The following is a 25,174-nucleotide window of genomic DNA, read 5'->3' as shown; positions in this document are numbered from 1 at the left end:
GCCCCACTGAGTCAACTTACTCAAGCTTTACTCAGTTCCCGTTTCCGGGGTCATTGAAGGCACGATATGAGGCATGAGCAACCTCCCTATTGACGGCACACCTCTCGCGTCCTCCCCGCTCACCCGTGCCGTACTCGAGATCGACGAGTACACGGCCGGGCTCGGCTGGGACCAGCCCGCACGACTTTTCGCCCTGGTCGACACCGCACAGCTACGCACACAGGAGCCCGCGCTGGCCAGTCAGCTCGGGCTCGATGAGCTCGATGAGAAGGAAGAGCAGGGCCCGGCGGCTACCTCGCTGACCCCGGTGGAGCAGGATGAGCTGCCCGCCGGTGTCGCCCTGGATGAGTTCCTGGCCACCATCGCCTGGCCGGACCCGGTCATCGGCTGTGCCATGACGGTGGAGCGGCTGATGCTGCCGCCGTCGGCGGAGGCATCCGTTCCGGACGACCTGGATGAGGCGCAGCTGGCGAAGTGGGTCGCCGAGCACCCAGAGCGGCAGGAGGTACGGCTGACTGTCGCGGTGCTCCGGGACGGCTCCCGGGAGTCGGCCGTACGCCTCCGGGAGAAGGACGCCACCACGGAGGTCCTGACCGGCTCGAACCTCGTACCCGGCCTGGCCGACGCCCTGGCAGCGACCTTCGTTGACTGAACCGGGCTCTGCGGGCGTCAGTTCGTTGTGCACACCGGCAGGTCATCCGTCTTCTGATCACGGATGTCCTTGAGCGCCTTCATCGCGCCATCCATCGTGCCGACCTTGACAAGCGTCAGGCCCTCGGGCTTCTGCTCGGCCGCGGTCGGGCAGTTGGCCTCCGGGGTGAGGAAGAACTTCGCCCCCGCCTCGCGGGCGGCGAGGGTCTTCATCTGTACGCCGCCGATCGGGCCGACCGTGCCCGCCGCGTCAATGGTGCCGGTGCCCGCCACAAACGTTCCGGCAGTGAGCTCGGTCGGTGTGAGCTTGTCGACGATGCCGAGCGCGAACATCAGCCCGGCGCTGGGCCCGCCCACATCCGCGAGCTTGATGTCGATCTCGAAGGGGAAGGTGTGAGCGGTCCCGGCCTGGATGCCCACGATGGCCCGCTTGTCGTCCTTGGCCTGTGTGGTGGTGATGGACACCCTCTTGGTGGCGGCCCCGGCCGGGTCCTCACCGGCCTTCTCGGCGGCCTCCGCCGCCTTGGCCGGAACCACGGTGAAGATGACATTCTCGCCGGGCTTGTGCCGGGTGACCAGTTCAGCGACATCGCCGGGCTTGTCCACCGGCTTGCCGTCCACGGCCTTGATGACGTCTCCGGCGCGAAGGTTGCCCTCGGCGGGGCTGTTCTTGACCACGGAGGCGACAACCGTCCGGGTGGGGACCGGGATGCCCAGCTCCTTCAGCGCCGCGACCTTGGCGCTCTGCTGAGACTGGGTGAACTCCTCGGCGTTCTCCTCCTCCGCCTCCTCGGCGGTCTTGCCCTCGGGGTAGAGGGTGCTGTGCGGAACGACCGCGGACTCGTCGGAGAGCCAGCCATACAGCGCCTCAGCGAGGCTCATCCGGTAGTCGGCGCTGGTGACCCGCACCGTCGTCATATTGAGATGGCCCGAAGTGGGATAAGTCTTCTTGCCCTTGATATTGAGCACCGGATCGCCGCCGTGCTCACCGAGAGTATTCACCGTGGGCCCGGGCGAGAGCTCGGAGTACGGCACCCGGATCAGCACCACGGCGCAGAGCATGCCTATGAGCAGCAGCGTGGAAGTGAGGATCGTCGCATGGCGGCGTGACATGCCACGACAGTACGGGACGGACCGGTCAGTCGGCTGTCCGGGACGGTCCGTCCGAGGATATGTGGGCCATGGTGGCGTCGCCCGGGTTTCGCGACTTCTCCATCGCGGACCTCTCCATCACGCTACGGAACGCGTCATACCCGGCGACCCCGGCGACATCGCCGCTACCGGACTTACTGTGCTGCCGGATGGCCCAACTGGCCCAGACCGTGGCTATCACGCCGGCCAACAGGGGTATCAGCAACCAGATCAGCGCCGCCATTCGTAACCTCCCGGCCCTTCGCCACCACCGCCACTGGCAGGTGGACAAATTAACCATCTGAGAAGTCAACGGTCCGGTGCGGGCATACGTTCCGCAACCGGGAGATACACATTCAGCAACCCCGGCCCGTTCCCCAGTGCCCGCATGCGGGCACTCCCGGCGGGCAGCCGGTCATCACCCGCGCGGCGGAGTGCTCAGCAGGCCCCGACCCATTCTTCGGTGCCGTCGGAGAAGGTCTGGTGCTTCCAGATCGGGACCTCGTGCTTGAGGTCATCGATCAGGCGGCGGCAGGCCTCGAAGGCCTCGGCACGGTGCGGGCAGGAGACAGCTACCACCACGGCCAGATCGCCGACCGTCAGGTCCCCCACTCGGTGGACAGCGGCGAGCGCACGCACCGGGAAGTCAGCCGCCACCTTCTCGGCGATACGGCGCAGCTCAGCTTCGGCTGTGGGATGTGAGGAGTAGCCCAGTTTGTCGACATCCGCGCCGCCGTCGTGGTTACGCACGGTGCCGACGAAGAGCGCGGTGCCGCCCGCGGCCTCATCGCCGACGGCCGTGAAGACCTCATCGAGGGAGAGCGGGGTGTCACGGATGGCCAGCAGCCGGATCGGGTCGGTCGCCGCCTGCTCGCCAGGGTGGTCGTACGTCTGTGCCATGGGACTCATGCTGCCGTACCCATCCTATTTTCGGAACAACCCCAGTTCACGACGGTCACAGGCCGCGGCGCTTCCGGGCCCGGCGGACCAGAGCGGCCGTACCGACCAGGGCAACGGTCGCGCCCGCCGCGCCCAGGGTGGTGGCGGCGTCCTTGCGGCCCAGACGGCGCCCCGCGACCGTATGGCGGCCGGAGACCTCTTCAAGGAGCTCGGCCAGGACCTCCTCGTTGGTCCAGTCCGGCCGCCAGCCCGCGTCATGCAGCCTGCTGCCGCTGACCACCCAGGGATTCATGGTGTAGGCCAGGTCCCCCGCCGGGGACGGAGTGAGGCCCAGGCGGTGCAGCCGGGAGGCCGCGCCCAGCGCGACAGCCGAGGGCAGCTCCATCCGGCGGATGCCGGACAGCTCCTCGACCTCCTCCTGCTCCAGCCAGCCGTCACAGCTCACCGTCAGCTCACCGTCGACCTTCTCCAGCGCCGCGTACTCCAGCGCACTGGCCAGGTCTTCCACATGACAGAACTGCCAGCAGGGGCGGGAGCCCGCGACGACCAGCAGTCGCGGTGACTCGAAGTACCGGGTCAGTGCGGTGTCGGTGCCGCCGACCAGGATGGCCGGACGGAGGACCGTGACATTGAGGCCGGGGTGAGCCCGGGGCGCGCGCTCGGCCAGCCGCTCGATCTCCAGCAGGTCCCCGACACCGGTGGCGTCCTCGGTCGCCCGCAGCTCAGCGTCTTCGGCGAGCGGCACATCGTTGTCCGGCAGCGCCCCGTAGACCATCGCCGAGGTGCAGAGCACCACCCGGCGGACACCGGCGGCCGCGGCGGCGGTGAGGACCGTCTGGGTGCCCCGTACGTTGTAGGCCGTACGGGCGATGGGGTCCGTCTCCAGGTCAAGATCAAGGGCGAGGTGCACCACGACATCGACCGGCTCACCGTCCCGGCGCAGCCGTTCCGCGATGGCCGGGTCGCGCACATCGAGAATGTGCCAATGGGCCTCGCTGATGTCGCCTCGCCGCTCATCCAGCGCGATGACCTGCTTGACCTCCTCGCTGGCGGCCAGCCGCCGGGTCAACAGCGCACCAACCCCCGAGGCGGCGCCCGTGACCGCGATGACGGGGCGTGCAGCGCCGTTTCGCGCTGCGCGAACGTTCGACTCCTGGGAACTCACCGGGCTTCTCCAGTGGTTGTTTCTGGTACGGCGTGCGCAGGCCCCCCATCCTGCCTGACAGGTGTCTAGGCTGGAGGTAATGCCTCTCGATTAGTGCACCTGTCCACTGTCCAAGCCCACCAGACCCACCGCACAGAGCCGAGGAACCCCCGTGAGTGACACCCCATTCGGATTCGGCCTTCCGCCGGAGGAGCCGGACGACGGCGACAACGGCGAGAAGAAGGGCGGCCAGGGCGGCCAGGGCCAGGACCCGTTCGGGTTCGGCGGCGGCCAGGGGGGCGCCGACAACCCGCTTGCCGCGATGTTCGGCTCGCTGGGCGGCGGGCCCGGTGGTGTTGACCCGAATGATCTGGGCGCCGCATTCCAGCGGCTCGGACAGATGCTGAGCTATGAGGGCGGACCGGTCAACTGGGACATGGCCAAGGACATCGCCCGGCAGACCGTCGCACAGGGCGCCCCGGAAGGTGCCAAGGACATCAGTGTCGGCCCGCAGGACCAGGCGGCGGTGGAGGAGTCCGTACGCCTCGCGGATCTGTGGCTCGACGGTGTGACCTCGCTGCCCTCCGGTTCCGGCTCGGCGGTGGCCTGGAGCCGCGCCGAATGGATCGAGGCGACGCTGCCGGTGTGGCGCGACCTGGTGGACCCGGTCGCCGAGCGGGTCGGGGCGGCCATGGGCGATGTGCTGCCCGAGGAGATGCAGGCCATGGCGGGCCCGCTGCTCGGGATGATGCGCTCCATGGGCGGCGCGATGTTCGGCACCCAGATCGGACAGGCCCTCGGTGTGCTCGCCGGTGAGGTGGTCGGCTCGACCGATGTCGGGCTGCCGCTGGGACCGGCCGGGAAGGCGGCGCTGCTGCCCGTCAATATCGCGGCGTTCGGCGCAGGCCTTGGCGTACCGCAGGAGGAGGTGCAGCTGTATCTCGCGCTGCGCGAGGCGGCGCACCAGCGGCTCTTCGCCCATGTGCCGTGGCTGCGCTCGCATCTGTTCGGTGCGGTCGAGGGTTACGCACGCGGCATCAAGGTGGACACCGCCAAGCTGGAGGATGTGGTCGGGCAGATTGACCCCTCCCGCCCGGAGGAGCTGCAGGAAAAGCTGCAGCAGGGCATGTTCCAGCCGGAGGACACCCCGGAGCAGAAGGCCGCGCTGGCCCGTCTGGAGACGGCCCTGGCACTGGTCGAGGGCTGGGTGGACGCGGTGGTGCATGCCGCCGCTGAGCCGCATTTGCCATCGGCGGGCGCACTGCGCGAGACGCTTCGGCGGCGCCGGGCCTCCGGTGGCCCGGCCGAGCAGACCTTCGCCACACTGATCGGCCTTGAGCTGCGGCCCCGTCGGCTGCGGGACGCGGCCCGGCTGTGGGCCTCGCTGGCCGATGCCCGGGGGACCGAGGGCCGCGACGGGCTGTGGGCGCACCCGGACATGCTGCCGACCGGCGCGGATCTGGATGACCCGGATGGCTTTGTCCACCGCGAACAGCTGGACTTCTCGGAGCTGGACAAGATGCTCGGCGACGCGGCGGGCGGCGGGAAGCCCGGACTCGACAAGAACGCGGAGAACGACGCGGACAAGGACGACAACGGGGGCGACGGCGAGAAGTGAGCCTGCGCGAGGACGCGGCCCGGGTACTCAAGCAGTGGCCCGCACCGGACGAGCGGCAGGACGCGCTGCGGCTTGAGTACGGCGACCACCTCGCCGCGCACCCCCATGGCATGTGGAAGGCCTGTACGGAGGGCCATCTGACCGCCAGCGCACTGGTCGTGGACCCGACACGTGACCGCGTACTGCTGACACTGCACAGGAAGCTGCGTATGTGGCTGCAACTGGGCGGGCACTGTGAGCCGGAGGACACCACGCTGGCCGGCGCCGCGCTACGGGAGGCCACCGAGGAGTCCGGGATCGCGGGACTGACCCTGCTGTCCGGTGGGCCGGTGCGCCTGGACCGGCATCTGACGCCGTGCGCCTGGCACTTGGATGTGCAGTACGCCGCGATCGCGCCGGAGGGCGCCGAGGCGGCGATCAGCGAGGAGTCGCTGGAGCTGCGCTGGTTCGGCTATGACGAGGTGGCGTCCGTGGCCGATGACTCCGTTGTACGCCTGCTGGACCGCACCCGCGCCCTCCTCGGCGTCAGTTCGTGAAGATACTGCCCGGCGCGCCACCGTGGCCGCCAGACCCACCACCGTGCCCGCCAGGCCCGGCGCCCCAGGCGTTGCCGGGGTTCATGCCGTGCGCCCCCTGGCCGCCCATCCCGAACTGGGCACGGACACCCTGACCGATCACCGCGTTCTGCGGTGGCAGCTGCTCACTGGGCTGAACGAGCGCGAAGCCCTGGCCCATAAAGCTGAGCTCCCAGCCCTCGCCCGTCTGGCCACGCCGCCGCCACACGCCCGAGGAACTGGTCTGCGCCTGCATCTGCACCCGTAGTGAAGTTGACCAGGCGACCACCGCGTCAGAGTCGGCGTTGACATATGTGTCCGGGGTGACCCGCATCATCAGCGGCTGGCCCGACGTCATCAGCGCCACCTTGCCCTGGCCGGAGATGACCAGGTTGTACTTGCCGGAGCCGGAGATGCCGTACTGGCTGTCGACGCTGATGACGTCCCAGTGCAGATGGGCGTCGAGCGCCAGGACATAGTCGCTGTCGACGGTCAGTCCATCATGGTCGACATCGACGATATGGACGGCCTGGGCGAGATTGGCGAAGTAGACGGTGCCCTGCCCGGAGCAGCGCATCAGATCCAGGACCTCGCCGGTCATCATGTGGGCGTGGTGCTGTGCGGGCGTGCGGTACTCACCGTCGAACTCGATCATGCCCTGGTAGGCGACCATGCTGCCCTTACGGGCGAGCACATCCTCATGTCCTTCGAGGAGGACGCGCAGCATCTTGTCGTTCTGGAGCGTGTAGCGGTCCTGAGTCTGGACCTCGGTGTGACCGAAAAGCGGGCTCTGCATGGTGGGTTTGCTCCTCTCAGCCGCGCGCCCGGAGGCGGTCGGTGCTGTCCTCACTGGGCTGTACGACGACGAAGCCCTGGCCGGAAAAGCCCAGCTGATAGGCCTCGCCACTGCCACGGCCGATCATCGAGGACGCCTTGAAGCTGCGTTTGCCCTTCATCCGCAGCTGGGTCGACCAGGCGATCAGCGCGTCCGGGTCGACATATGTCTCGTCCTCACCACGGCCGCAGTCGACCACCACGGGGGTGCCACGGCTGGTCAGAGCGACCCAGCCGGTGCCCGAGACGGCGACATTGAACAGGCCCTGACCGGCGAACTTGGCCATGCCCTTGACCCGCTCAACACCCCACTGGAGATGAGCGTCAAAGGCGAGGATGTTGCTGCCATTGACCGAGAGGCTGTCGTTGGTGAGGTTGAGGACGACCACATCGGCGCCGTAGTCGGCCAGATAGAGCAGTCCGTCGCCGTGACAGCGCATCAGCGGCGCGCCCTCGCCGGTGAGCCACTGGGAGGCCGCCTGGCGGACGGCGGGCGGATTGGGCTCGTACTGCACAAAGCCCTCGTAGGCGACCATCGACCCACGGCGGGCGTAGAGGTCCTGGCCGCCGGCCATGGCGACCTTGAGGATATTGCTGCCGTGGTTCTCCATGCGCTGCGCGGGCGGGGTCGGGGCGAAGCCCGTGATCGGCTGCTGGTTCATGATGGGCTCCCTCAGACCTCGTAGGGCTGGACGACGATGAAGTTGCCGGGAGCGCCGCGGAACTGAAGGTTCACGCTTTCCCCGCTGTGGCCGGGATAGGCCTGGCGGCGCAGCCGCACCTGGCTGGTGACGATCACCTGGGTGGCGGCCGACCAGGCGACCACGGCGTCGGCGTCCGCGAAGGTCGTCGGGGTGACCGGGAGGACCACCGGGGTGCCCTGGGTCTTGACGACGACGGTGCCGGTGCCGTGGAACTGCAGAGTGAACAGCGCACCGCCGGGGATGCCATGGCCCTCGATACGGCGCACCTCGTGCTGCAACGACTCGTCGAAGGCCAGGACGTTCTCGGCGGAGACGCAGATGGCGTCACCCTGGAGTTCGATGGGGTGAAGGTAGCTGGCCTCTTCGGCGAAGAACACCTGACCGCTGCCGGTGCAGCGCATCAGCTCCAGCTGCTGGCCAGTGGTGTTGCCGACGATCCGGCCGCGGAAGCCCGCGCCCTTGTAGCTGAAGTCAACCTTGCCCTGGTAGAGCACCATGCTGCCCTGGCGGGCGAGCACGGGCTGCGGGTCGATGCCGAGGTCGGCCCGGGCGAGCTGGCCGTTCTGCAGCGTCCATCGCTGGCCGACCGGCACCTCGCGGTACTTCTCCAGGGTGACGCCGAGTCCGGCGCCGCCGCCCTGCGGGACGCCGTAGGCCGCGGCAGCAGGGGGCTGCGGTGGCCCCTGGGGTGACGTGATGGGCTGCTGAGGCGGTTGGGGTGGCGGCGATGGCTGGGACGGCTGAGGGGGCTGGGACGTTTGAGGGGATTGGGACGGCTGAGGGGGCTGAGGCGGCTGGGGCTGGGGCTGGGACGGCAGCGAGATCGGCGCGGCGATCGTCGGGGCCGCATGGTGCGGCACGGGAGTGCTCGGCGGCGGGCTGAAGCCCGGGGCGGGACCGGCGGGAGGAGCGAAGCCGGGCGCTGGGGCACTCGGCTGCTGGGGCTGCGGCTTCTCCTCCAGGACCTCACCGCCGAAATTCCTCAGCAGGGCCTCAAGACCGCCGTCGAAGCCCTGGCCGACCGCGGCGAAGCGCCAGCCGTCCTTGACATAGAAGTCGCCGAGCATCACGGCCCGTTCGGTGCTGAACTCCGAACCGGTGAAGGCGTATCGCGCTACTTCCTCACCGCCCGCGACTATTCGGAGGTAGCCGGGGCCTATCTGCGACATCTGCCCGGGGCCGTCGATGGCCGCGGTGAAGGACAGCTTCTGGATGGCCGACGGTATCTGGTCGAACGTCACCCGGAAGGATTCGGTGTCGCCCGCCTGCGCGCCGAGCAGCTGAATCGCTCCCTCGGGTGATTTCGACTGGTTGAAGAAGATGAAATACCGGTCGTCCGACAGCCGTTCATCGGCGTCGAGGCCGAAACAGCTGATGTCGAAGGTCAGTCCTGGAGCGTCGATCCGCACACCCACATACAGATCCGTGCCTGCTGTCAGATCACTGAGCCTGGCCTTGTGGCCGCGTTGGAAATCCCTGGCCATACGTAACGACCGTCCCCCATCCCGTTGCTGAAGCTGTGCCGCGTCAGGCTAACGGGTCACTACGACAGCTCAGTCACCCCGGGCAGCCGGAACGTGCGGCAGCCGGTCGGCGGCGGCGACGCCCTCCAGAAAGCCGCGCGCCCGCTCGGTACGCGGATAGCCGTCCAGCAGCCGCCAGAAGCGCTGTCCGTGCCCGGGCACCAGCAGATGGGCCAGCTCATGGAGGAGCACATAGTCGATGACGTACTCCGGCATGCCCTGCAACCGGTGTGACAGCCGGATGCTGCCTTCAGCGGGCGTGCACGAGCCCCAACGGGTGTTCTGATTGGTGACCCAGCGGACGGACGCCGGGCGGGCACGGCCGTCCAGGTACTGGTCGGAGAGGTGCACCGCACGCTCGGCCAGCTCACTGTCGCCGAGCATCCGCTTGCTTTCCTGGGCGGCGAGCTTGTCCAGCATCACCCCGACCCAGCGCCGCTCCTCATCTGCGGACATCCGGGCGGGAAGCAGCACGATGGTGCGGTCGCCCTCGCGGTAGGCGGAGACGGTGCGGCGCCGCCGCGTGCTGCGCCGCACCTCGACCGGACTGGTCGGCGCCGCGCCCGTTTCCCGAGTGCGGCGCGGCTGACTGGTGCTGTTCAGCGGTTCGGCGGGCACGCCACGACGTTACCCGCTGGCGCCCTGGGAAGTCCCGCCGCAGGGCGGGATGGCGGGGGAAACACTCCACCGTGTGCACCGGTTGTACGACTATCATCCACTGCCTGTGGATAACTTAGGGCGGTGTTCGGAGCCCGGGAGCATGCTGGGAGCGGTTCGCAGAAGAGCCGGCCCGGGGAGGGCCGGCAGGACCGGAGGGGCGAGCATGTATCCGATGATCAAGCCCGCGCTGCGTCGTGGCTGGCGGGACCGGCGGGCGGTGCAGTACGGCGTGGCTCCCGCGCACGCGGTGGTGCTGGACCCGGTGGACACCGCGACAGGGAGCTTTCTTGACCTGCTGGACGGGACGCGGAATCTGGCACAGCTCAGACAGGCCGCCGAAGCGATCGGGCTGGGGGCGGACGCGGCGGACCGGCTGATGGAGCGGCTCGCCCGGGCCGGGCTGCTCGACGACGCCGCGGCGGCTCGCCGGGCCGCGGCGCAGGTGGGCGACCGGCTGCGGCCAGATCTGGCGTCGCTGTCGGTGCTGCATCCGGAGCCCGGCGGTGCGGTGCGTCGGCTGGCGGCCCGCCGGACGGCCCGGGTGCAGGTGCGGGGCGGCGGCAGGGTGGGGGCGACGCTGGCCGCGCTGCTCTCGGCGGCCGGGGTGGGGCAGGTGGATGTGGTCGACGGTGGCTGTGTCACGGCCTGCGACACGGCGCCGGGTGGGATCGCCGCCGGGCAGACCGGGGAGCGCAGGGTCTCGGCCATACGTAAGGCGGTGCGGCGTGCGGCTCCCTGGTCCCGGCCGCCGAGGGAAGAGCGCGGGCGGCCCGGCGGCCCGGCTCGGGGGCTGGGGCTGGTGGTGTTCGCGCCGCGCGACGGCCTGGCCGCCTACGCGCCGGATCCGGCCGCGACGGGGGAGCTGATCGCTGCGGGGCAGCCGCATCTGTATACCGGGGTGGTCGAGAGCACCGGCTTTGTGGGGCCACTGGTGCTCCCAGGAGTGAGTGCGTGCGCCGAGTGTCTGCTGCGGGGCCGCGCCGCGCGGGAGCCATCGTGGCCACTGATGGTGGGGCAGTGGCGTTCCGCGCGCCGGCCCGGGGTGCCCGCCTGTGATATTGCGCTGGCGACGGTTGTCGCGGGGGCCGCCGCCTCGTACGCGCTGAGCTTTCTTGACGGGGACGGCACACCGGGAGCGGGGATTCGGACGGCGTTCATCCTGCCCGGGCTGCGCCGCGAGGAGGAGGTGATGCGACCGTATAGCGAGTGCCCGTGTGGTGCCGCTTCGCCGGGAACTGTCAATATCCCCTCGGCGGAGGAGGCACCTCAGGTGACAATGGCGTCTTAGCCGCTTGTGCTGTCTGGGAGTTGGAGGGGCCGCATGTCAGATCTACCCCGCAAGGCCGTCACCCGTACCGCCAAGCTGGCTGCGCTGCCACTTGGGTTCGCGGGCCGGGCGACCTGGGGCCTGGGCAAGCGGATCGGGGGGTATTCGGCGGAGCTGGTCGGCCAGGAGCTGCAACAGCGCACCGCGGAACAGCTCTTCAAGGTCCTGGGTGAGCTGAAGGGCGGTGCGATGAAGTTCGGGCAGGCGATGTCCGTCTTTGAGTCGGCGCTGCCCGAGGAGCTGGCCAGGCCTTACCGTGCCGCACTGACCAAGCTGCAGGAAGCGGCACCGCCCATGCCGACCGGCACCGTGCACTCCGTACTCGCGGAGCGGCTGGGCGAGGACTGGCGGGAGTTCTTCGAGGAGTTCGAGGACAAGCCCGCCGCCGCGGCCTCGATCGGGCAGGTGCACCGGGCCATCTGGCATGACGGACGCGAGGTGGCGGTAAAGGTGCAGTATCCGGGCGCCGGGGAGGCGCTGCTGTCGGATCTCGGTCAGCTGAGCCGGTTCGCCCGGGTGCTGGGCCCGCTGATTCCGGGGATGGACATCAAGCCGCTCATCGCGGAGCTGCGGGACCGGGTCTCGGAGGAGCTGGACTACGGTCTGGAGGCGCAGGCACAGTCGGCGTACGCAGCGGAGTTCGCCGGTGACCCGGATGTGCGGGTGCCAGACGTGGTGCACCAGTGTGATCAGGTGCTGGTGACCGAGTGGCTCGACGGGGTGCCACTGGCTGAGGTGATCAGGGACGGTGAGCAGCCGGAGCGGGACCAGGCCGGTCAGCTGCTCGCCCGTTTCCTCTTCTCCGGCACAGCGCGCACAGGGCTGTTGCACGCCGATCCGCATCCGGGGAACTTCCGGCTGCTGGCGGATGGCAGGCTGGGCGTCATGGACTTCGGCACCGTTGACCGACTTCCTGAGGGGCTGCCGCCAACCATCGGCACCGCCCTGCGGATGACCTTGGACGGCGAGGCCGATGAGGTCTACGCGCTGCTGTGCGACGAGGGGTTCGTCAAGACGGCGATAGAGCTGGACCCGGAGACGGTACTGGACTATCTGATGCCGATCATCGAGCCCGTGCGGGTGGCGGAGTTCACCTTCGCCCGGGAGTGGATGCGCGAGCAGGCGGCGCGGGTCGCCGATCTCCGCTCACCGGCACACCAGTTGGGCAAGCAGCTCAATCTGCCACCCGCCTACCTGCTGATCCACCGGGTCACGCTCAGCACGATAGGGGTGCTGTGCCAGCTGGGGGCCACGGTGCGGCTGCGCGATGAGCTGGAGGCCTGGGTGCCGGGCTTCCTGCCGGAGGACACCGATATGGGTGACGACACGGACGGCGAGGCCGAGATGGTGGAGACCTCGGCCTGAGCGCACCCAGGCCAGCCAACAGCAGGACGCGGGGTCAGACGCTGACTTTCTCCTTGACCTGGGCCAGGGAGGGATTGGTCAGGGTGGAACCGTCAGGAAAAAGGACGGTCGGTACCGTCTGGTTACCGCCGTTCGCCTTCTCCACGAAGGCCGCCGACGCGGGATCCTGCTCGATATTGATCTCGTTATACGTGATCCCCTCGCGGTCCATCTGGCCCTTGAGCCGACGGCAGTAGCCGCACCAGGTCGTGCTGTACATCGTTACGGTTCCCACCATGGGGTCTCGCGCTCCTTTGTCCGTGGCCGGTCGTGTGCCAGTGAGGGAACATGTTCCGTTCGCGATCCATTCCCCCGTATTCATACGACCAACTCCGCTCGCCTGTGGACAGCGGCCTCGGCCGCCTCACCGGACCTGGCAGCATGGCCGTGTGACAGCAGCAACGCACTCCCCTCTGTTCCCGCCGGTGCCAGACTCCGCCGACGCGGTGCTCGACGGGCTTGACCCCGAGCAACGCGAGGTGGCGACGGCCCTGCACGGACCGGTGTGTGTGCTGGCCGGGGCCGGTACGGGCAAGACCCGGGCGATTACCCACCGGATCGCCTACGGGGTTCGGGCAGGGATATTGCCGCCCGCGAGTGTGCTTGCCGTCACATTCACCAACCGTGCGGCAGGTGAGATGCGCGGGCGGCTGCGCCAGCTGGGCGCGGGCGGTGTCCAGGCGCGTACCTTCCACTCCGCCGCGCTGCGCCAGCTTCAGTACTTCTGGCCCAAGGCGGTCGGCGGTGAGCTGCCCCGGCTGCTGGAGCGCAAGGTGGCGCTGGTCAACGAGGCCGCGGCCCGGTCCCGGATCAGGCTCGACCGCAGCGAGCTGCGGGATGTCACCGGTGAGATCGAGTGGTCCAAGGTCACCCAGACCGTGCCCGAGGACTATCCGGCCGCGGTGGTGAAAGCAGGTCGGGACGCCCCCCGCGACCCCGCCGAGATCGCCGGGATCTACGCCACCTATGAACAGCTCAAGCGGGACCGCGCGACGATCGATTTTGAGGATGTACTGCTGCTGACCGTCGGCATCCTGCAGGACCGGCACGACATCGCCGAGCAGGTGCGGCAGCAGTACCAGCACTTTGTCGTGGATGAGTACCAGGATGTCAGCCCGCTCCAGCAGCGGCTGCTGGACCTGTGGCTCGGCGACCGGGACAGCCTCTGTGTTGTCGGGGACGCCAGCCAGACGATCTACTCCTTCACCGGAGCGACCCCGGACCACCTGCTGAACTTCCGCACCCGCCACCCGGACGCGACCCTGGTGAAGCTGATCCGCGACTACCGCTCCACGCCGCAGGTGGTGCACCTTGCCAATGGTCTGCTCTCGCAGGCCCGTGGCCGGGCCGCCGAGCACCGGCTGGAGCTGGTGTCGCAGCGCGACGCGGGTCCGGAGCCGGTCTACGCCGAGTACGCCGATGAGCCAGCCGAGGCCGAGGGCACCGCGCGGCGGATCCGGGAGCTGATCAACTCCGGCGTCGCCGCGAGCGAGATCGCGGTGCTCTATCGCATCAACGCACAGACCGAGGTCTATGAGCAGGCGCTCGCCGACGCCGGGGTGCCCTACCAGCTGCGCGGGGCCGAGCGCTTCTTTGAACGGCCCGAGGTGCGTGAGGCCGCGGTCGCGCTGCGTGGCGCCGCAAGGGCGGGTGGCAACGATGCGCTGCTGGACGACGCCGTCGATCTGCCCTCGCAGGTGCGTGCGGTCCTTGGCACCAAGGGCTGGCAGTCTCAGGCCCCGGCCGGTTCGGGCGCGGTCCGCGACCGCTGGGAGTCCCTGGCGGCGCTGGCCCGGCTCGCTGAGGACTTCGCCCGGGCCAGGCCGCGTGCGACGCTCGCCGATCTCGTCGCCGAGCTTGACGAGCGGGTCAGCGCCCAGCACGCTCCCGCCGTCGATGGGGTCACTCTCGCCTCGCTGCACTCGGCGAAGGGCCTGGAGTGGGACGCGGTGTTCCTGGTCGGCCTCACCGAGGGCATGATGCCGATCACTTACGCCAAGACGGATGAGCAGGTCGAGGAGGAACGGCGGCTGCTCTATGTCGGGGTCACCCGGGCCCGGTTCCATCTCGCCCTCTCCTGGGCGCTGGCCCGTTCGCCCGGCGGCCGGGCGGGGCGTCGCCCAAGCCGCTTTCTGAACGGACTGCGGCCCGGCTCAGCGGCCGTCGGCGCACGTACGGCCGGTGGCAGCGGCGGTGTTGAGCGGGGCAGCGGCGGACGCTCACGTAAGCAGCGCGGGCCGGTGAAGTGCCGGGTCTGCGGGCGGACTCTGACCGACGCGGGTGAGATGAAGCTGATGCGGTGTGAGGGCTGCCCCTCCGACCTCGACGAGGAGCTGTATGAACGGCTGCGTGAGTGGCGCTCGGAGCAAGCCAGTCAGCTGGGGCAGCCCGCCTACTGCGTCTTCACCGACAAAACCCTGATGGCCATCGCTGAGGCGGTGCCGGACAACGAGGCCGAGCTGACCCGGATTCCCGGCGTGGGGACCCGTAAGCTCCAGCGGTTCGGCGCCGATGTACTGGCGCTCTGCGCAGGTGAGGAGCTTGTGGACCAAGAGGAAGAGGGAACTCCAGTACCTGTCACACAGGTTGTTACGAACCAAGGGCAAAAATAGTTTGCGCGGGCCCAAGGAAGCCTCATAGCCTTCCAGACGTGGAGAGGGCGGGGCTTTCTCGCTTCACCTTTTCCATGCTGTACTGAACCCTGAACATCTTCGGGACCAGCCTCGGCCGGTCCCTCCGAGACGCCGAGAGGAGGCGAGACCAGTGATCGACTTCATGACCACCACCAAAATGACCGACCGCTCGGTCGTCGCCACCTGCCTGCTCGGCTCCCGCCTTAACGGCACCGGCCTGCCCGGAGCCACCGTTGCCCATGAGCGCTGCACCAATGAGCGCTTCGGCAATGAGCGACCGACCAAGGCATCCGCGGTAGCAGCGGCGGCACAGGCGAACGCCTATGCCGTCTCCATCGCGGCGGCGGATGCCGGCGAAGGACGCCAGAAGACGCAGCACCACCTGATGTGGGCCTTCCGTGGGCCTGACCCCTGGAGAGATCCAGCCTGATCGGCGAGATCAGGTCGGCACCTTCGAGGGCCGCGGAACCCACACAGGGATCCGCGGCCCTTCTGTTTTGCCCCAAGCCAGCCCGGCCACCAGCCGGACCGACGACGACAGACGAGGAAGACAGCAAGTGCAGACGCAGACGCACACCCCGTCACCCAAGACCGACCTGAACCCGCCTGATACCTCGGAGGATTCCTTGACCCCCCTGACCACGCTCACCGAGCTGGACGACGCCATCGACCGCCTCGGCGTTGCCGTGCCCTGCCGCAGCTACGACCCCGAAGTCTTCTTCGCTGAGTCGCCCGCCGATGTCGAGTACGCCAAGTCGCTCTGCCAGACCTGCCCGCTGCGTGAGGCCTGCCTCACCGGCGCCAAGGACCGGCGCGAGCCCTGGGGCGTCTGGGGCGGCGAGCTGTTCGTCCAAGGCGTTGTGGTTCCCCGGAAGCGGCCGCGTGGCCGCCCGCGCAAGAACCCGGTCACGGCATGAACACCCCCGGCACGATCGACCATCCGTCCCCGTACGGACCCATGAAGCAGGACCCGATGCACGACTCCACTTTCGACACCCCCGCTCGCAGCCGGCCCGAAGAGACCGGCTCACCACAGAACAGGAACCGCGAAATGCAACTCATGCCAGAAACCTTGGCCAGGGCCCGAATGCATGACGAACTGCGCAGGGCCGACTCCCAACGTGTGGCCCAGCGGCTGATCAACGCCCGCCGGATGCAGCGCAAGGCCGAGCGCGCCTCGCTGCGCGCCCGCCGCGCACTGGCCATGGCCGTGATGCAGTGACATCCAGCCCTTGGCTGGGTTAGGGGGCGTCGGCGTGCTCGCGGTATCCGCGTGCCTGCACGCGGACTTCGCTTTGCTCTTGGTGGAGTCCGCGTGCACGGTCCCGCACCGCGGGCACGTCTGTGACGCGTACGCCGGCCTTTCCTGTGGTTACGGGTTCGGCTTGGGCAGTGGCTTGCCGTACCAGAGTTCGACCAGGCGGGATGCGATGGAGATGCCGGTGGGGGGCAGTACCTCGCCGGACTCGATCGCCAACCGCAGGTCGTCGCGGGAGAACCAGCGGGCCTCCTCGATCTCCTCACCGTCCACCTGGATGTCCGGGGATGTGGCGCGCGCCATAAAGCCCAGCATCAGGCTGGAGGGGAAGGGCCAGGGCTGGCTGGTGATGTACTCGACCTCGCCGACCGTCACGCCCGCCTCCTCGAACACCTCGCGGATAACGGTGCGCTCGATGGACTCCCCCGGCTCGACAAAGCCCGCCAGTGTGGAGAAGCGGCCCTCGGGCCAGTGCACTTGGCGGCCCAGCAGGGCGCGGTCCTGGTCGTCGGTCACCAGCATGATCACGGCCGGGTCGGTGCGCGGGTAGTGTTCGGCGCCGCAGGCCGGGCAGCGGCGGATATGTCCGGCCGCCGCGATGACCGTGCGCTCGCCGCAGCGTGAGCAGAAGCGGTGCAGGCGCTGCCAGTTCTCCAGGGCGACGGCGTGCACGAGGAGCGCGCCGTCCCGTTCGGAGAGCAGCGACCCCGCCTCGCGCAGTCCGGCGGGGCGGGCGTCGTCGTCCATCCGGCCCGGCAGGGCGTCCTTCTGCAGCGCGAAGTAGCGCACGCCGTCCGCGTCGGTACCGAGGAAGTAGCGGTGGGCCTCGGTGAACGGGGCGTCGAAGGAGGGCATCGTCACCAGCTCGGTGCCACCGTCCTCGGTGTCCACCACCAGCGCCTGGCCGCCGGAGACCACGAAGCAGCGAGTCGTCGGGTGGCTCCACGCTGCGGCCAGCCAGGCCTCATCCAGCCGGTTGTGGGCGCCGCGGTCGATGCCGCCGTCGCCGGTGAGCGAGAGCGGCGGGTGGGCGGCGTGGTCGGTCCAGGTGGTCACTGCTGTTCCCTACTCCCCTGCGTGTGCCAGTGCTCGGATCGCGCTGTCAAGCGGGGTCAGGGCCCAGGGCCGTTCCAGGTCCGGGTCCGCGGCGGGGGTGCGGACGGCGCTGTCCGGGGTGCTGCTCATGCTCTTGAGCCTATCCGCCGTCGTCCGGGTCCGGTGCATCCGTCCGCCCGTCGAGCAGCAGCCGCTCCAGCCCGGCCCGGTCCGGCAGGTCGTCGGGGCGGATCAGCTCGCCGCTGCGGATATACAGGAAGGCGGCGGATACGGCGGTCAGCGGCAGCCCGTGCTGCTCGGCCCAGGCGAGCCGGTAGATGGCCAGCTGGAGGGGGTCGGCACGCTGAGCGCGTCCGGTTTTCCAGTCGATGATCTCGAAGCCGTCCCCGTCCGGGGACTTGTACACCGCGTCGATACGGCCCCGGATGACCCGGCCCGCGAGGGGGAGCTGGAAGGGGGCTTCGACTCGATAGGGGGTGCGGTGGGCGTAGGAGGTGCGGCTGAAGGCCTCCTTGAGCGTGGCGAGGTCCCGCTCGTCGGTGAGCTCCACACCGTCCTCGGCGCCGGGCAGCTCGTCGGGGCCGAGCATGGGCAGCGCGAGCTCTTCGAAGCGTGACTCCACCCAGGCGTGGAACCGGGTGCCACGGCGGGCTGCGGCGGGCTGCGGCGGGCGGGGCATGGGGCGCGCCAGGTCGCGGGCGAACTGCTCGGGGTCGGCGGCCAGGCGGAGCAGCTCGGTAGCGGTGAGGGACGCCGGTACGGGCACTTCGCGGACCGTTTCACGGGCGCGCCGCAGCTCCCCGGCGAGGGCGTCCAGGTCCCGGTCCCAGGACGCGGTGAGCCGTGCCTCCTCGGGCGAGAGGCCGTCGGCGGGCTCCTCGGGCACGGGCTCCTCGGGCACGGGCTCCTCGGGCACGGCCTCCTCGGGCACGGCCTCCTCGGGCACGAAGTTCTCGGGCACGAAGTTCTCGGGCACCCCGTCCAGGTGCGCCAGCACCGCGTTGGCGGCGGTGCGGCGGCGGGTCAGGGCGGGCTCGTCCAGGGGGAGCGGCCAGGTGTGTTCGGTGGTGGGGTGGGTGAGGGAGGGGTTTTCGGCGCCGTCCGGCGGGGGATCGGCCCAGGCTTCCACCTCGCCATGAGCGCGGAGGGCGTCCAGGAAGGCGGAGGGACCGCGGGGTTTCTTCTGGGAGGGGCCCCACCAGTGGCCGGAGGCGAGGAGGAGGGAGCGGGGGCGGGTGAAGGTGACGTAGCCCAGGCGCAGCTCCTCGGTGGACTGGTGGTGCTTCATCGCCGCGTCGTAGTCCTTGCGGCCCTGCGCGGTCCACTCCCCCATCTGCGGGAGGGTCGCCGCGTCGCCGCGCAGGGCGTGCGGCAGCACCTTGGGCTGGGTGAGCCAGGAGTCCTGGGCCCGCTCGCTGGGGAACTGGCCCGCGACCAGGCCGGGGACGGCGACGACGTCCCACTCCAGGCCCTTGGACTTGTGCGCGGTGAGCACCTTCACCGTGTTCTCGCCGCCCGGCAGCGAGCTGTCGAGCCCCTTCTCGTACTGGGCCGCGGTACGCAGGAAGCCGAGGAAGGCCAGCAGCGTCGTCTCGCCGTCGAGGGAGGTGAAGCCCGCGGCGATGTCGAGGAACTTGCCCAGCGTCTCGCGGCGGCGGGCGGCCAGCGCGTGCGGGGAGGCCGACAGCTCGATCTCCAGTCCGGTGGCGGCCAGCACCCGGTGCAGGACGTCCATCAGGGGATCGGCGAGCGAGCGCCGCAGCTCGCGTATCTCCGTAGCGAACCGGGCGAACCGGACACGGGCCTCGGCGGAGAAGGGCAGCCCGTCGTCGTAGCCGTCGGACTCCAGGAAGGTGTCGAGGGCGTCGGCGAGTGAGGTGACCTCGGCCGGGTCGGTGCCTTCGACGGCGGCGGCCAGGCGGCGGTCGGCGTCCGGGTCTGGCTCGTCCGGGGCGTAGTGGACCAGCAGCCGGGCCCGTCGGCCGAGCAGGGCCAGGTCGCGGGGGCCGATACGCCAGCGGGGGCCGGTGAGCAGCCGGACGAGGGAGGCGTTGGCGGTCGGGTCCTGAAGCACCTCGCACATGGCGACGAGGTCGGCGACCTCCGGCAGATGCAGCAGCCCGGAGAGCCCCACGGCCTCGACCGGCACGTCCCGGGCCACGAGCGTGCCCTGGATCTCGGCGAAGTCGGCCGCGCTGCGGCAGAGCACCGCGATCTCGCCGGGCGGGGTGCCGGTACGGACCAGATGGGCGAGGGAGTCGGCGAGCCAGTCGAGCTCCTCGGCGTGGGTGTTCAGCAGGGCGCAGCGGACGAGGCCGTCGCGCTCGGCGCCGGGGGCGGGGCGCAGCGCCTCGACGCCCTGGTGGCGGGCGCGCAGTGGGGCGGCCAGCTCGTTGGCCAGCTCCAGCAGACGGCCGCCGCTGCGGCGGTTCTCGCTGAGCGCGAAGCGGCGGGCGGGGGTGCCGTCGGCGTGCGGGAAGTGGCGGGGGAACTCATCGAGGTTGGCGACGGACGCACCGCGCCAGCCGTAGATGGCCTGGCAGGGGTCGCCGACGGCGGTGACGGGATGCCCGGTGCCGTCCCTGAAGAGCCCGGCGAGGAGGATGCGCTGGGCGACCGAGGTGTCCTGGTACTCATCGAGGAGGACCACGGAGAATTCCTCGCGCAGGATCCGGCCCACCTCGGGCCGGTCCCGGGCGAGACGCGCGGCCAGGGCTATCTGGTCGCCAAAGTCGAGCAGGTCGCGTTGTCGCTTACGGCTCCGGTACTCCTCGACAAGCCCGAGGAGCTCGCGGCGGCCACGCGCGGCCTCGGGCACCTTGCGCATCGCGGCGTTGGTGAGCCGTACCTCACCGCTCTCCAGCAGGTCCAGCAGCTCGGTGTCGTAGGTGCGCAGCCGGGCCGGCTCAACCAGGTGCTCGGAGAGCTCGCCGTCCAGCGCGAGCAGGTCCTCGACCAGGGCGCTGATGGTCTTGGTCAGCGCCTCATACGGGCCGGGGGCGCCGCGCAGCACCGACGCGGCGAGCTGAAAGCGGGTGGCGTCGGCGAGCAGCCGGGCGGTGGGTTCGATGCCCAGCCGTAGCCCGTGTTCCTTGAGCAGCCGCCCGGCAAAGGCGTGATAGGTGGAGATCACCGGCTCGCCCGGTGACTCCTGCGGACCGGCCGGGTCCGGGTCCGGGTCCATGACCCCGGCCCGGATCAGCGCCTTGCGGACCCGCTCGGCGAGCTCGCCCGCTGCCTTGTTGGTGAAGGTGAGGCCGAGCACCCGGTCGGCGGCGACCTGTCCGGTGCCGACCAGCCAGACGACTCGGGCGGCCATCACGGTCGTCTTACCGGACCCGGCTCCGGCCACAATCACCTGCGGAGCCGGCGGTGCGGTGATACACGCCAGCTGCTCGGGGGTGAAGGGGATGCCCAGGAGCTCTTTGAGCTGCCCGGGGTCGTTGAGCGGTGATGCCACGGGAGAGCACGCTAGCGGCCTGCGCCGACAACGGCGGCATCGGCTTCGGTCGTCAGCGGCCCAGCCCGCCGACGTCCACGGTCTGGTCCTTCGGCGGAGTCTCCGCCTTGACCGCCTTGCCGAAGTCGCTGAAGGTCACGGTGCCGGGTTTGTCTCCGTCCTTGGCCTCGACCTCCCGCTTCAGGATGTAGGGCTTGGCCTCGTCATCGGCGATATAGAACGTGACGGTGCTGCCGCTCTTCTTGTCCTCACTGGTGACCGGAATGACCGGGGTGCCGTCCAGCTTGGCCGGCTTGCCCTTCCTGAGGCCGGAGCCGTTGCTCCCGGGGGTCTGCATGAGGCTGTCCACCATGGTGTTCTTGTCGCAGAGCCCGAACTGGTTGTCGCCCTTGAACTTGAGCCACTTTCCCTTGGCCTGTCTGGCGGCCTCCGGCAGGAAGGCGGCCAGCTTCCCTTCGACGAACGCGTTGTCCGGCTTCATGTAGTAGGCGCCGTCCTTCCCCCGCATCTGAAAGCCGCCCGAATCACCCGTTTCAGCGCTGCCCGTGCACTGCGCGTCGCTGACGCTGACCTTCATGGTCAGGATCTCGTCAGCCGGTGTGATGGTCCCCTCGGCGGTGAAGGACTTCGCCGACTTCATCGCCTTGACCGCGGTATCGCGGATCTCCTCGGCCGGCCTGCTGGCGAGATCTGCCTGCCCGGTCTGTTCGGCCCGTTCCCCTTCGTCCTTCTTCTCGCCGTCGGCTCCACCGCCGCTCGAGCAGCCGGCAAGGCTCAGGACTACCACGGAAACGGCGGCGGCCAGCACGCTGTTCTTCACTGCCACGTGATTTTCCCCTTACACCATGCGTTGCCCGGCTGAGAGAGGTCACTTCACTCTATGATCTGCCGCCCTTCCGGGCGTGCACTACACGCGGTGCGGAAGGTGCAGTGGGTGCAGTGCTGGCCCGGCGACGGGGTGAAGCGCTCGTCCAGGACCCGGCCCGCGGCGGTGGCCAGGAGATCCCCGACCCAGTCTCCCGCCAGGGCCTCCTGCCGCTGGACGGCGGGGAGTTCATCGCCGCCGTCCTTCTTGGCGGCGCCCAGCCGGAGGTGGACCAGCTCGGCCCCGGCGGGCTCGGCGGGTGCTGTGTCCAGGCCGCCTTCACGCACCGCGAGCTGGTAGACGGCGAGTTGGGGATGGCGGGCGACCTCGGGTCCGGTGGGTTTGGACTTGCCGGTCTTGAAGTCGACGACATAGGCCCGGCCGTCCGTGTCCCGCTCGATACGGTCCACGCTGCCGCGGATACGCACCTGGACTTCACCGGCTTCCAGGGTGACGTCGAAGCCGTGCTCCGTGGCGATGGTCCGGCGGCCGCCGCGCTCCATGACATGCCAGCGCAGAAAGCGTTCCAGGGCGGCCCGGGCGCTCTCCTTCTCCTGACGGGACTTCCAGGGCGCTTCGAAGGCGAGCGCGTCCCAGACGGAGTCGAGCCGTTCCAGCAGAACGGTCAGGTCGGCGGGTGTGGTGCCGGAAGCGACCTCATCGGCGAGCACATGAAGGACATTACCGAAACCCTGGGCGGCGGTGGCGGGCGTATCCGCTTTGACCTCGCGGCCCAGGAACCACTGCAGGGAACAGGTGTTGGCGAGCTGGTCCAGCGCGCTGCCGGAGAGGGTGACGGGCCGGTCGCGGTCCCGCAGCGGCGTCCCGGAGCGGGTCGGCTCATCCAGACCCCACCAGCGGTGCGGGTGCGCCGCCGGGACGAGTGCGTTGCCGTCGTCGTCGCGGAGGGCGGCGAGCCTGGCCAGCCGCTGGGCGGCGGCGTCCCGGAGCGCGGGGGTGGCGTCGGGGTCGACGGTGGTGGCACGCAGCTCGGCGACGAGTGCGGCGACGGAGAGCGGGCGGGGTGGGCGGCCGGTGATGTCCTTGGGTTCGGCGCCGAGTTCGGTGAGGAAGCGGGAGGGCTGATCACCGTCGTCCGCTGCCGCCTTGACGGCGGTGACGATGAGCCGTTCTCTGGCCCGGGTGGCGGCGACGTAGAAGAGCCGGCGCTCCTCGGCGAGGAGGGCGCCGGGGGTCAGCGGCTCGGCGAGTCCATCGCGGCCGATGCGGTCGGCCTCCAGCAGCGAGCCCCGGCGCCGCAGGTCGGGCCAGAGGCCTTCCTGGACCCCGGCGATGATGACGAGCCGCCACTCCAGCCCCTTGGCGCGGTGGGCGGTCATCAGCCGTACGGCGTCGGGGCGCGCCGCCCGCCCGGCGAGGGTGTCGGCGGCGATGTCCTGGGCGTCCAGCTCCTCCAGGAAGTTGAGGGCGCCCCGGCCGCCGGTGCGCGTCTCGGCCCGGGTGACGGTTTCGAACAGCGCGCATACGGCGTCCAGATCCCGGTCGGCGTTACGGCCCGCGGCGCCGCCCCTGCGGGCCGTGCGCTCCAGCCGCTGGGGCCATGGGGTGCCGTCCCACAGCTCCCACAGCGCCTGTTCGGCGGTGCCGCCGCCCGCGAGCAGTTCGCGGGCCTTGCGCAGCAGCAGCCCCAGCCGCTGGGCGCCACGGGCGTATGCCGGGTCATGCGCCACCAGCCGTTCGGGCTCGGCAAGCGCCTCGGCGAGCAGTTCATCGGAGGGCCGTGGCACGGGTTGCCCCGCGGCGCGCTCCTCGTCCCTGAGCGCCCGCCCGAGCTTGCGGAGGTCGGCGGCGTCCATGCCGCCCAGCGGTGAGGCGAGCAGGGTCAGCGCGGTCCCGGTATCGAGCCACGCCCGCCCTTCCGGGGCGGCGTCCTCCTCCGGGGCGGCGTCCTCCTCCGGGGCGGCGGTCGCCGGGGGCCCCGGGGCCACGGACTGGGCCACCACCCGGAGGGCGGTGAGCAGGGGGGCCACCGCGGGCTCGTGGCGCAGCGGGAGGTCGTCGCCGGAGACATCGACGGGGACGCCCGCGGAGGTGAGGGCCCGGCGGAGGAAGGGGAGGGTACGGTCGCCGGCGCGGACCAGGATGGCCATATCGGACCAGGGGGTGCCGTCTTCGAGGTGGGCGCGGCGCAGGATGTCGGCGATGTTGTCGAGCTCGGCACCCGGGGTCGGGTACGTGTACGCCTCGACCCGGCCGCCGGGCCGGACCGCGGTGAGGGCGCGGTGGGCGCGTACCGCGTCCACCGGGAGGCGGGGCAGGGACATGCGGCGGGTGAGCTCACGGGTGGTGGCCAGCAGTGGCGCGGTGGAGCGGCGGTTGGTGCCCAGGACCACGACCGGTGCCTCGGCGCCGTCAGCCCGGCGGAAGGTGCGGGGGAAGTCGAGGATTCCGTTCACGTCCGCGCCACGGAAGGTGTAGATCGACTGGTCGGGGTCGCCAAAGGCGGCCACGGTGCGGCCGCCGCCCGCCAGGGCGCGCAGCAGGCGTACTTGGGAGGGGTCGGTGTCCTGGTATTCGTCCACGTAGACCGCGTCGTACGCGGAACCGTCCAGCCCGGCTCCGTACACCCCGCCGCGCTCGGCCAGCAGCACCGCGCGGTGCACCAGCTCGGCGTAGTCCAGGACGCCCTGGGTGTCGAGGACATCGAGGTACTCGGCCAGGAAACCGGCGGCCGCCGACCAGTCGGGGCGGCCGATACGTGCCGCGAAGGCGCCCAGGGAGTCCGGGCCGAGACCCAGCTCCCGGCTGCGGGCGAGCACCGCGCGGACCTCGTCCGCGAAGCCGCGCGTCGTCAGACAGCCGCGCAGCTCATCCGGCCAGCGGACCTTGGACCGCCCTTCGCGCTCCAGTTCCAGCTGTCCGGCCAGCAGTTCCCGGATGTAGAGGTCCTGCTCGGGTCCGGAGAGCAGCCGTACCGGCTCGGCGAAGAGATCGGCGTCCTGGTGGGCGCGTACGAGGGCGTAGCAGTAGGAGTGAAACGTCGTCGCCTGGGGAGCTGTTCCGGCAATCCGGGCGGCCATCCGGTCGCGTAGCTGCACGGCTGCCTTACGGCTGAAGGTGAGCACGAGGATGCGCTCTGGGTCGACGCCACGCCGGACCCGTTCGGCGACGGCCTCCACCAGTGTGGTGGTCTTGCCGGTACCTGGTCCCGCCAGTACCAGGAGTGGTCCATTGTCATGCTCAACCACAGCGCGCTGTGGTGCGTCCAAGGCAGGGAGACTCGGCGGGCCCGGCGGGGTGCGCACCAAACGGTACCTATCGGACTTCTTGGAGGAATGCACGTGGATCGCCGGTCCTGGGGTCTGTTCTGGGTGTTGCCGACGGTACGCCACGCGGCACCCGAGGCGCAGCGCGTCTCTCCTGTACGCCCTCTGGTACTCCGTACGGACGGCTCACCGCATACGGCGCGGCGCCATAGCGGAAGCTGGTGA

21 protein-coding genes and 1 pseudogene are annotated in these 25,174 nt (G+C 70.1%); 9 read left to right on the top strand and 13 right to left on the bottom strand.

Annotated elements, in window-relative coordinates:
- Positions 1-73: 73 nt before the first annotated feature.
- On the top strand, positions 74-652 hold the full coding sequence (locus test1122_RS18545) for a PPA1309 family protein (protein WP_232270291.1): 579 nt from the start codon (positions 74-76) through the stop codon (positions 650-652).
- 17 nt (positions 653-669) lie between these two features.
- On the opposite strand, the gene test1122_RS18540 is transcribed toward test1122_RS18545, so the two are convergent.
- The 4 genes from test1122_RS18540 to test1122_RS18525 form a co-directional block, all read right to left on the bottom strand.
- Positions 670-1,764 carry a YlbL family protein gene (locus tag test1122_RS18540; protein WP_232270290.1) on the bottom strand — a complete coding sequence of 365 codons (1,095 nt, stop codon included), beginning with the start codon at positions 1,762-1,764 and terminating at the stop codon, positions 670-672.
- 25 nt (positions 1,765-1,789) lie between these two features.
- Positions 1,790-2,026 carry a hypothetical protein gene (locus test1122_RS18535; protein ID WP_232270289.1) on the bottom strand — a complete coding sequence of 79 codons (237 nt, stop codon included), beginning with the start codon at positions 2,024-2,026 and terminating at the stop codon, positions 1,790-1,792.
- Between the two features lie 194 nt (positions 2,027-2,220).
- A complete protein-coding gene (locus tag test1122_RS18530; protein ID WP_232270288.1) occupies positions 2,221-2,682 on the bottom strand; it encodes a molybdenum cofactor biosynthesis protein MoaE in 462 nt (153 codons plus the stop codon).
- A 55-nt stretch (positions 2,683-2,737) separates the two neighbouring features.
- Positions 2,738-3,847, bottom strand: coding sequence for an SDR family oxidoreductase (locus tag test1122_RS18525; RefSeq protein ID WP_232270287.1), 1,110 nt, complete (start codon positions 3,845-3,847; stop codon positions 2,738-2,740).
- Between the two features lie 151 nt (positions 3,848-3,998).
- Here test1122_RS18525 and test1122_RS18520 point away from each other — a divergent pair, with 151 nt between their 5' ends.
- Positions 3,999-5,444, top strand: a complete 1,446-nt coding sequence (locus test1122_RS18520; protein WP_232270286.1) for a zinc-dependent metalloprotease — start codon at positions 3,999-4,001, stop codon at positions 5,442-5,444.
- A complete protein-coding gene (locus test1122_RS18515; protein WP_232270285.1) occupies positions 5,441-5,980 on the top strand; it encodes an NUDIX hydrolase in 540 nt (179 codons plus the stop codon). Before test1122_RS18520 ends, test1122_RS18515 begins: the two co-directional genes overlap by 4 nt.
- Before the next feature lie 64 nt (positions 5,981-6,044).
- Here the strand turns inward: test1122_RS18515 and test1122_RS18510 are convergent.
- The 4 genes and pseudogenes from test1122_RS18510 to test1122_RS18495 all read right to left on the bottom strand — a co-directional run.
- Positions 6,045-6,794 (bottom strand): annotated as a pseudogene (locus tag test1122_RS18510) (AIM24 family protein); the annotation flags it as partial.
- Positions 6,795-6,810: 16 nt separating this feature from the next.
- Positions 6,811-7,494 (bottom strand): AIM24 family protein, encoded by a 684-nt coding sequence (locus test1122_RS18505; protein WP_232270284.1) that lies wholly within the window; start codon positions 7,492-7,494, stop codon positions 6,811-6,813.
- 11 nt (positions 7,495-7,505) lie between these two features.
- Entirely contained in the window at positions 7,506-9,020 is a 1,515-nt protein-coding gene (locus test1122_RS18500; protein ID WP_232270283.1) for a TerD family protein, read from the bottom strand.
- Between the two features lie 69 nt (positions 9,021-9,089).
- Positions 9,090-9,677 (bottom strand): M48 metallopeptidase family protein, encoded by a 588-nt coding sequence (locus test1122_RS18495; RefSeq protein ID WP_232270282.1) that lies wholly within the window; start codon positions 9,675-9,677, stop codon positions 9,090-9,092.
- 205 nt (positions 9,678-9,882) lie between these two features.
- Here test1122_RS18495 and test1122_RS18490 point away from each other — a divergent pair, with 205 nt between their 5' ends.
- Positions 9,883-11,007 (top strand): ThiF family adenylyltransferase, encoded by a 1,125-nt coding sequence (locus test1122_RS18490; RefSeq protein WP_232270281.1) that lies wholly within the window; start codon positions 9,883-9,885, stop codon positions 11,005-11,007.
- A 33-nt stretch (positions 11,008-11,040) separates the two neighbouring features.
- Positions 11,041-12,411: an ABC1 kinase family protein gene (locus test1122_RS18485; RefSeq protein ID WP_232270280.1), complete on the top strand. Its 1,371-nt coding sequence runs from the start codon at positions 11,041-11,043 to the stop codon at positions 12,409-12,411.
- A 34-nt stretch (positions 12,412-12,445) separates the two neighbouring features.
- On the opposite strand, the gene test1122_RS18480 is transcribed toward test1122_RS18485, so the two are convergent.
- Complete coding sequence (locus tag test1122_RS18480) at positions 12,446-12,688, bottom strand: mycoredoxin (protein ID WP_232270279.1); 243 nt, start codon at positions 12,686-12,688, stop codon at positions 12,446-12,448.
- Between the two features lie 151 nt (positions 12,689-12,839).
- On the opposite strand from test1122_RS18480, the gene test1122_RS18475 reads away from it, so the two are divergent.
- The 4 genes from test1122_RS18475 to test1122_RS18460 all read left to right on the top strand — a co-directional run bounded on the left by test1122_RS18475 (position 12,840) and on the right by test1122_RS18460 (position 16,305).
- Positions 12,840-15,062: an ATP-dependent DNA helicase UvrD2 gene (locus test1122_RS18475; protein ID WP_338423551.1), complete on the top strand. Its 2,223-nt coding sequence runs from the start codon at positions 12,840-12,842 to the stop codon at positions 15,060-15,062.
- Between the two features lie 163 nt (positions 15,063-15,225).
- Entirely contained in the window at positions 15,226-15,513 is a 288-nt protein-coding gene (locus tag test1122_RS18470) for a hypothetical protein (protein WP_232271969.1), read from the top strand.
- 127 nt (positions 15,514-15,640) lie between these two features.
- Complete coding sequence (locus test1122_RS18465; protein WP_277879852.1) at positions 15,641-16,000, top strand: WhiB family transcriptional regulator; 360 nt, start codon at positions 15,641-15,643, stop codon at positions 15,998-16,000.
- Complete coding sequence (locus test1122_RS18460) at positions 15,997-16,305, top strand: hypothetical protein (RefSeq protein WP_232270278.1); 309 nt, start codon at positions 15,997-15,999, stop codon at positions 16,303-16,305. The genes test1122_RS18465 and test1122_RS18460 overlap by 4 nt, the downstream gene beginning before the upstream one ends.
- 150 nt (positions 16,306-16,455) lie before the next feature.
- On the opposite strand, the gene nudC is transcribed toward test1122_RS18460, so the two are convergent.
- The 4 genes from nudC to test1122_RS18440 all read right to left on the bottom strand — a co-directional run bounded on the left by nudC (position 16,456) and on the right by test1122_RS18440 (position 24,988).
- A complete protein-coding gene (gene nudC, locus test1122_RS18455) occupies positions 16,456-17,397 on the bottom strand; it encodes an NAD(+) diphosphatase (RefSeq protein ID WP_232270277.1) in 942 nt (313 codons plus the stop codon).
- A 139-nt stretch (positions 17,398-17,536) separates the two neighbouring features.
- The gene (locus tag test1122_RS18450) at positions 17,537-20,857 is read right to left on the bottom strand and encodes an ATP-dependent helicase (protein ID WP_232270276.1); all 3,321 of its coding nucleotides are present in this window, start codon (positions 20,855-20,857) and stop codon (positions 17,537-17,539) included.
- 52 nt (positions 20,858-20,909) lie between these two features.
- On the bottom strand, positions 20,910-21,683 hold the full coding sequence (locus test1122_RS18445) for a hypothetical protein (protein WP_232270275.1): 774 nt from the start codon (positions 21,681-21,683) through the stop codon (positions 20,910-20,912).
- Between the two features lie 47 nt (positions 21,684-21,730).
- Positions 21,731-24,988: an ATP-dependent helicase gene (locus tag test1122_RS18440; RefSeq protein WP_232270274.1), complete on the bottom strand. Its 3,258-nt coding sequence runs from the start codon at positions 24,986-24,988 to the stop codon at positions 21,731-21,733.
- Between the last annotated feature and the right edge of the window lie 186 nt (positions 24,989-25,174).

The organism is Streptomyces gobiensis (assembly GCF_021216675.1).
Classification (GTDB): Bacteria; Actinomycetota; Actinomycetes; order Streptomycetales; family Streptomycetaceae; genus Streptomyces; species Streptomyces gobiensis.
Note: the sequence above shows the minus strand (reverse complement) of the source record. Positions and strands in the feature narration are given on the sequence as shown.

What these genes read in the sequence shown, in the direction of transcription:
- test1122_RS18545 (WP_232270291.1), top strand. Translation starts at nt 74, where the DNA reads ATGAGCAACCTCCCTATTGACGGCACACCTCTCGCGTCCTCCCCGCTC.
- test1122_RS18540 (WP_232270290.1), bottom strand. Translation starts at nt 1,764, where the DNA reads ATGTCACGCCGCCATGCGACGATCCTCACTTCCACGCTGCTGCTCATA.
- test1122_RS18535 (WP_232270289.1), bottom strand. Translation starts at nt 2,026, where the DNA reads ATGGCGGCGCTGATCTGGTTGCTGATACCCCTGTTGGCCGGCGTGATA.
- test1122_RS18530 (WP_232270288.1), bottom strand. Translation starts at nt 2,682, where the DNA reads ATGGCACAGACGTACGACCACCCTGGCGAGCAGGCGGCGACCGACCCG.
- test1122_RS18505 (WP_232270284.1), bottom strand. Translation starts at nt 7,494, where the DNA reads ATGAACCAGCAGCCGATCACGGGCTTCGCCCCGACCCCGCCCGCGCAG.
- test1122_RS18500 (WP_232270283.1), bottom strand. Translation starts at nt 9,020, where the DNA reads ATGGCCAGGGATTTCCAACGCGGCCACAAGGCCAGGCTCAGTGATCTG.
- test1122_RS18490 (WP_232270281.1), top strand. Translation starts at nt 9,883, where the DNA reads ATGTATCCGATGATCAAGCCCGCGCTGCGTCGTGGCTGGCGGGACCGG.
- test1122_RS18485 (WP_232270280.1), top strand. Translation starts at nt 11,041, where the DNA reads ATGTCAGATCTACCCCGCAAGGCCGTCACCCGTACCGCCAAGCTGGCT.
- test1122_RS18480 (WP_232270279.1), bottom strand. Translation starts at nt 12,688, where the DNA reads ATGGTGGGAACCGTAACGATGTACAGCACGACCTGGTGCGGCTACTGC.
- test1122_RS18470 (WP_232271969.1), top strand. Translation starts at nt 15,226, where the DNA reads ATGACCACCACCAAAATGACCGACCGCTCGGTCGTCGCCACCTGCCTG.
- test1122_RS18460 (WP_232270278.1), top strand. Translation starts at nt 15,997, where the DNA reads ATGAACACCCCCGGCACGATCGACCATCCGTCCCCGTACGGACCCATG.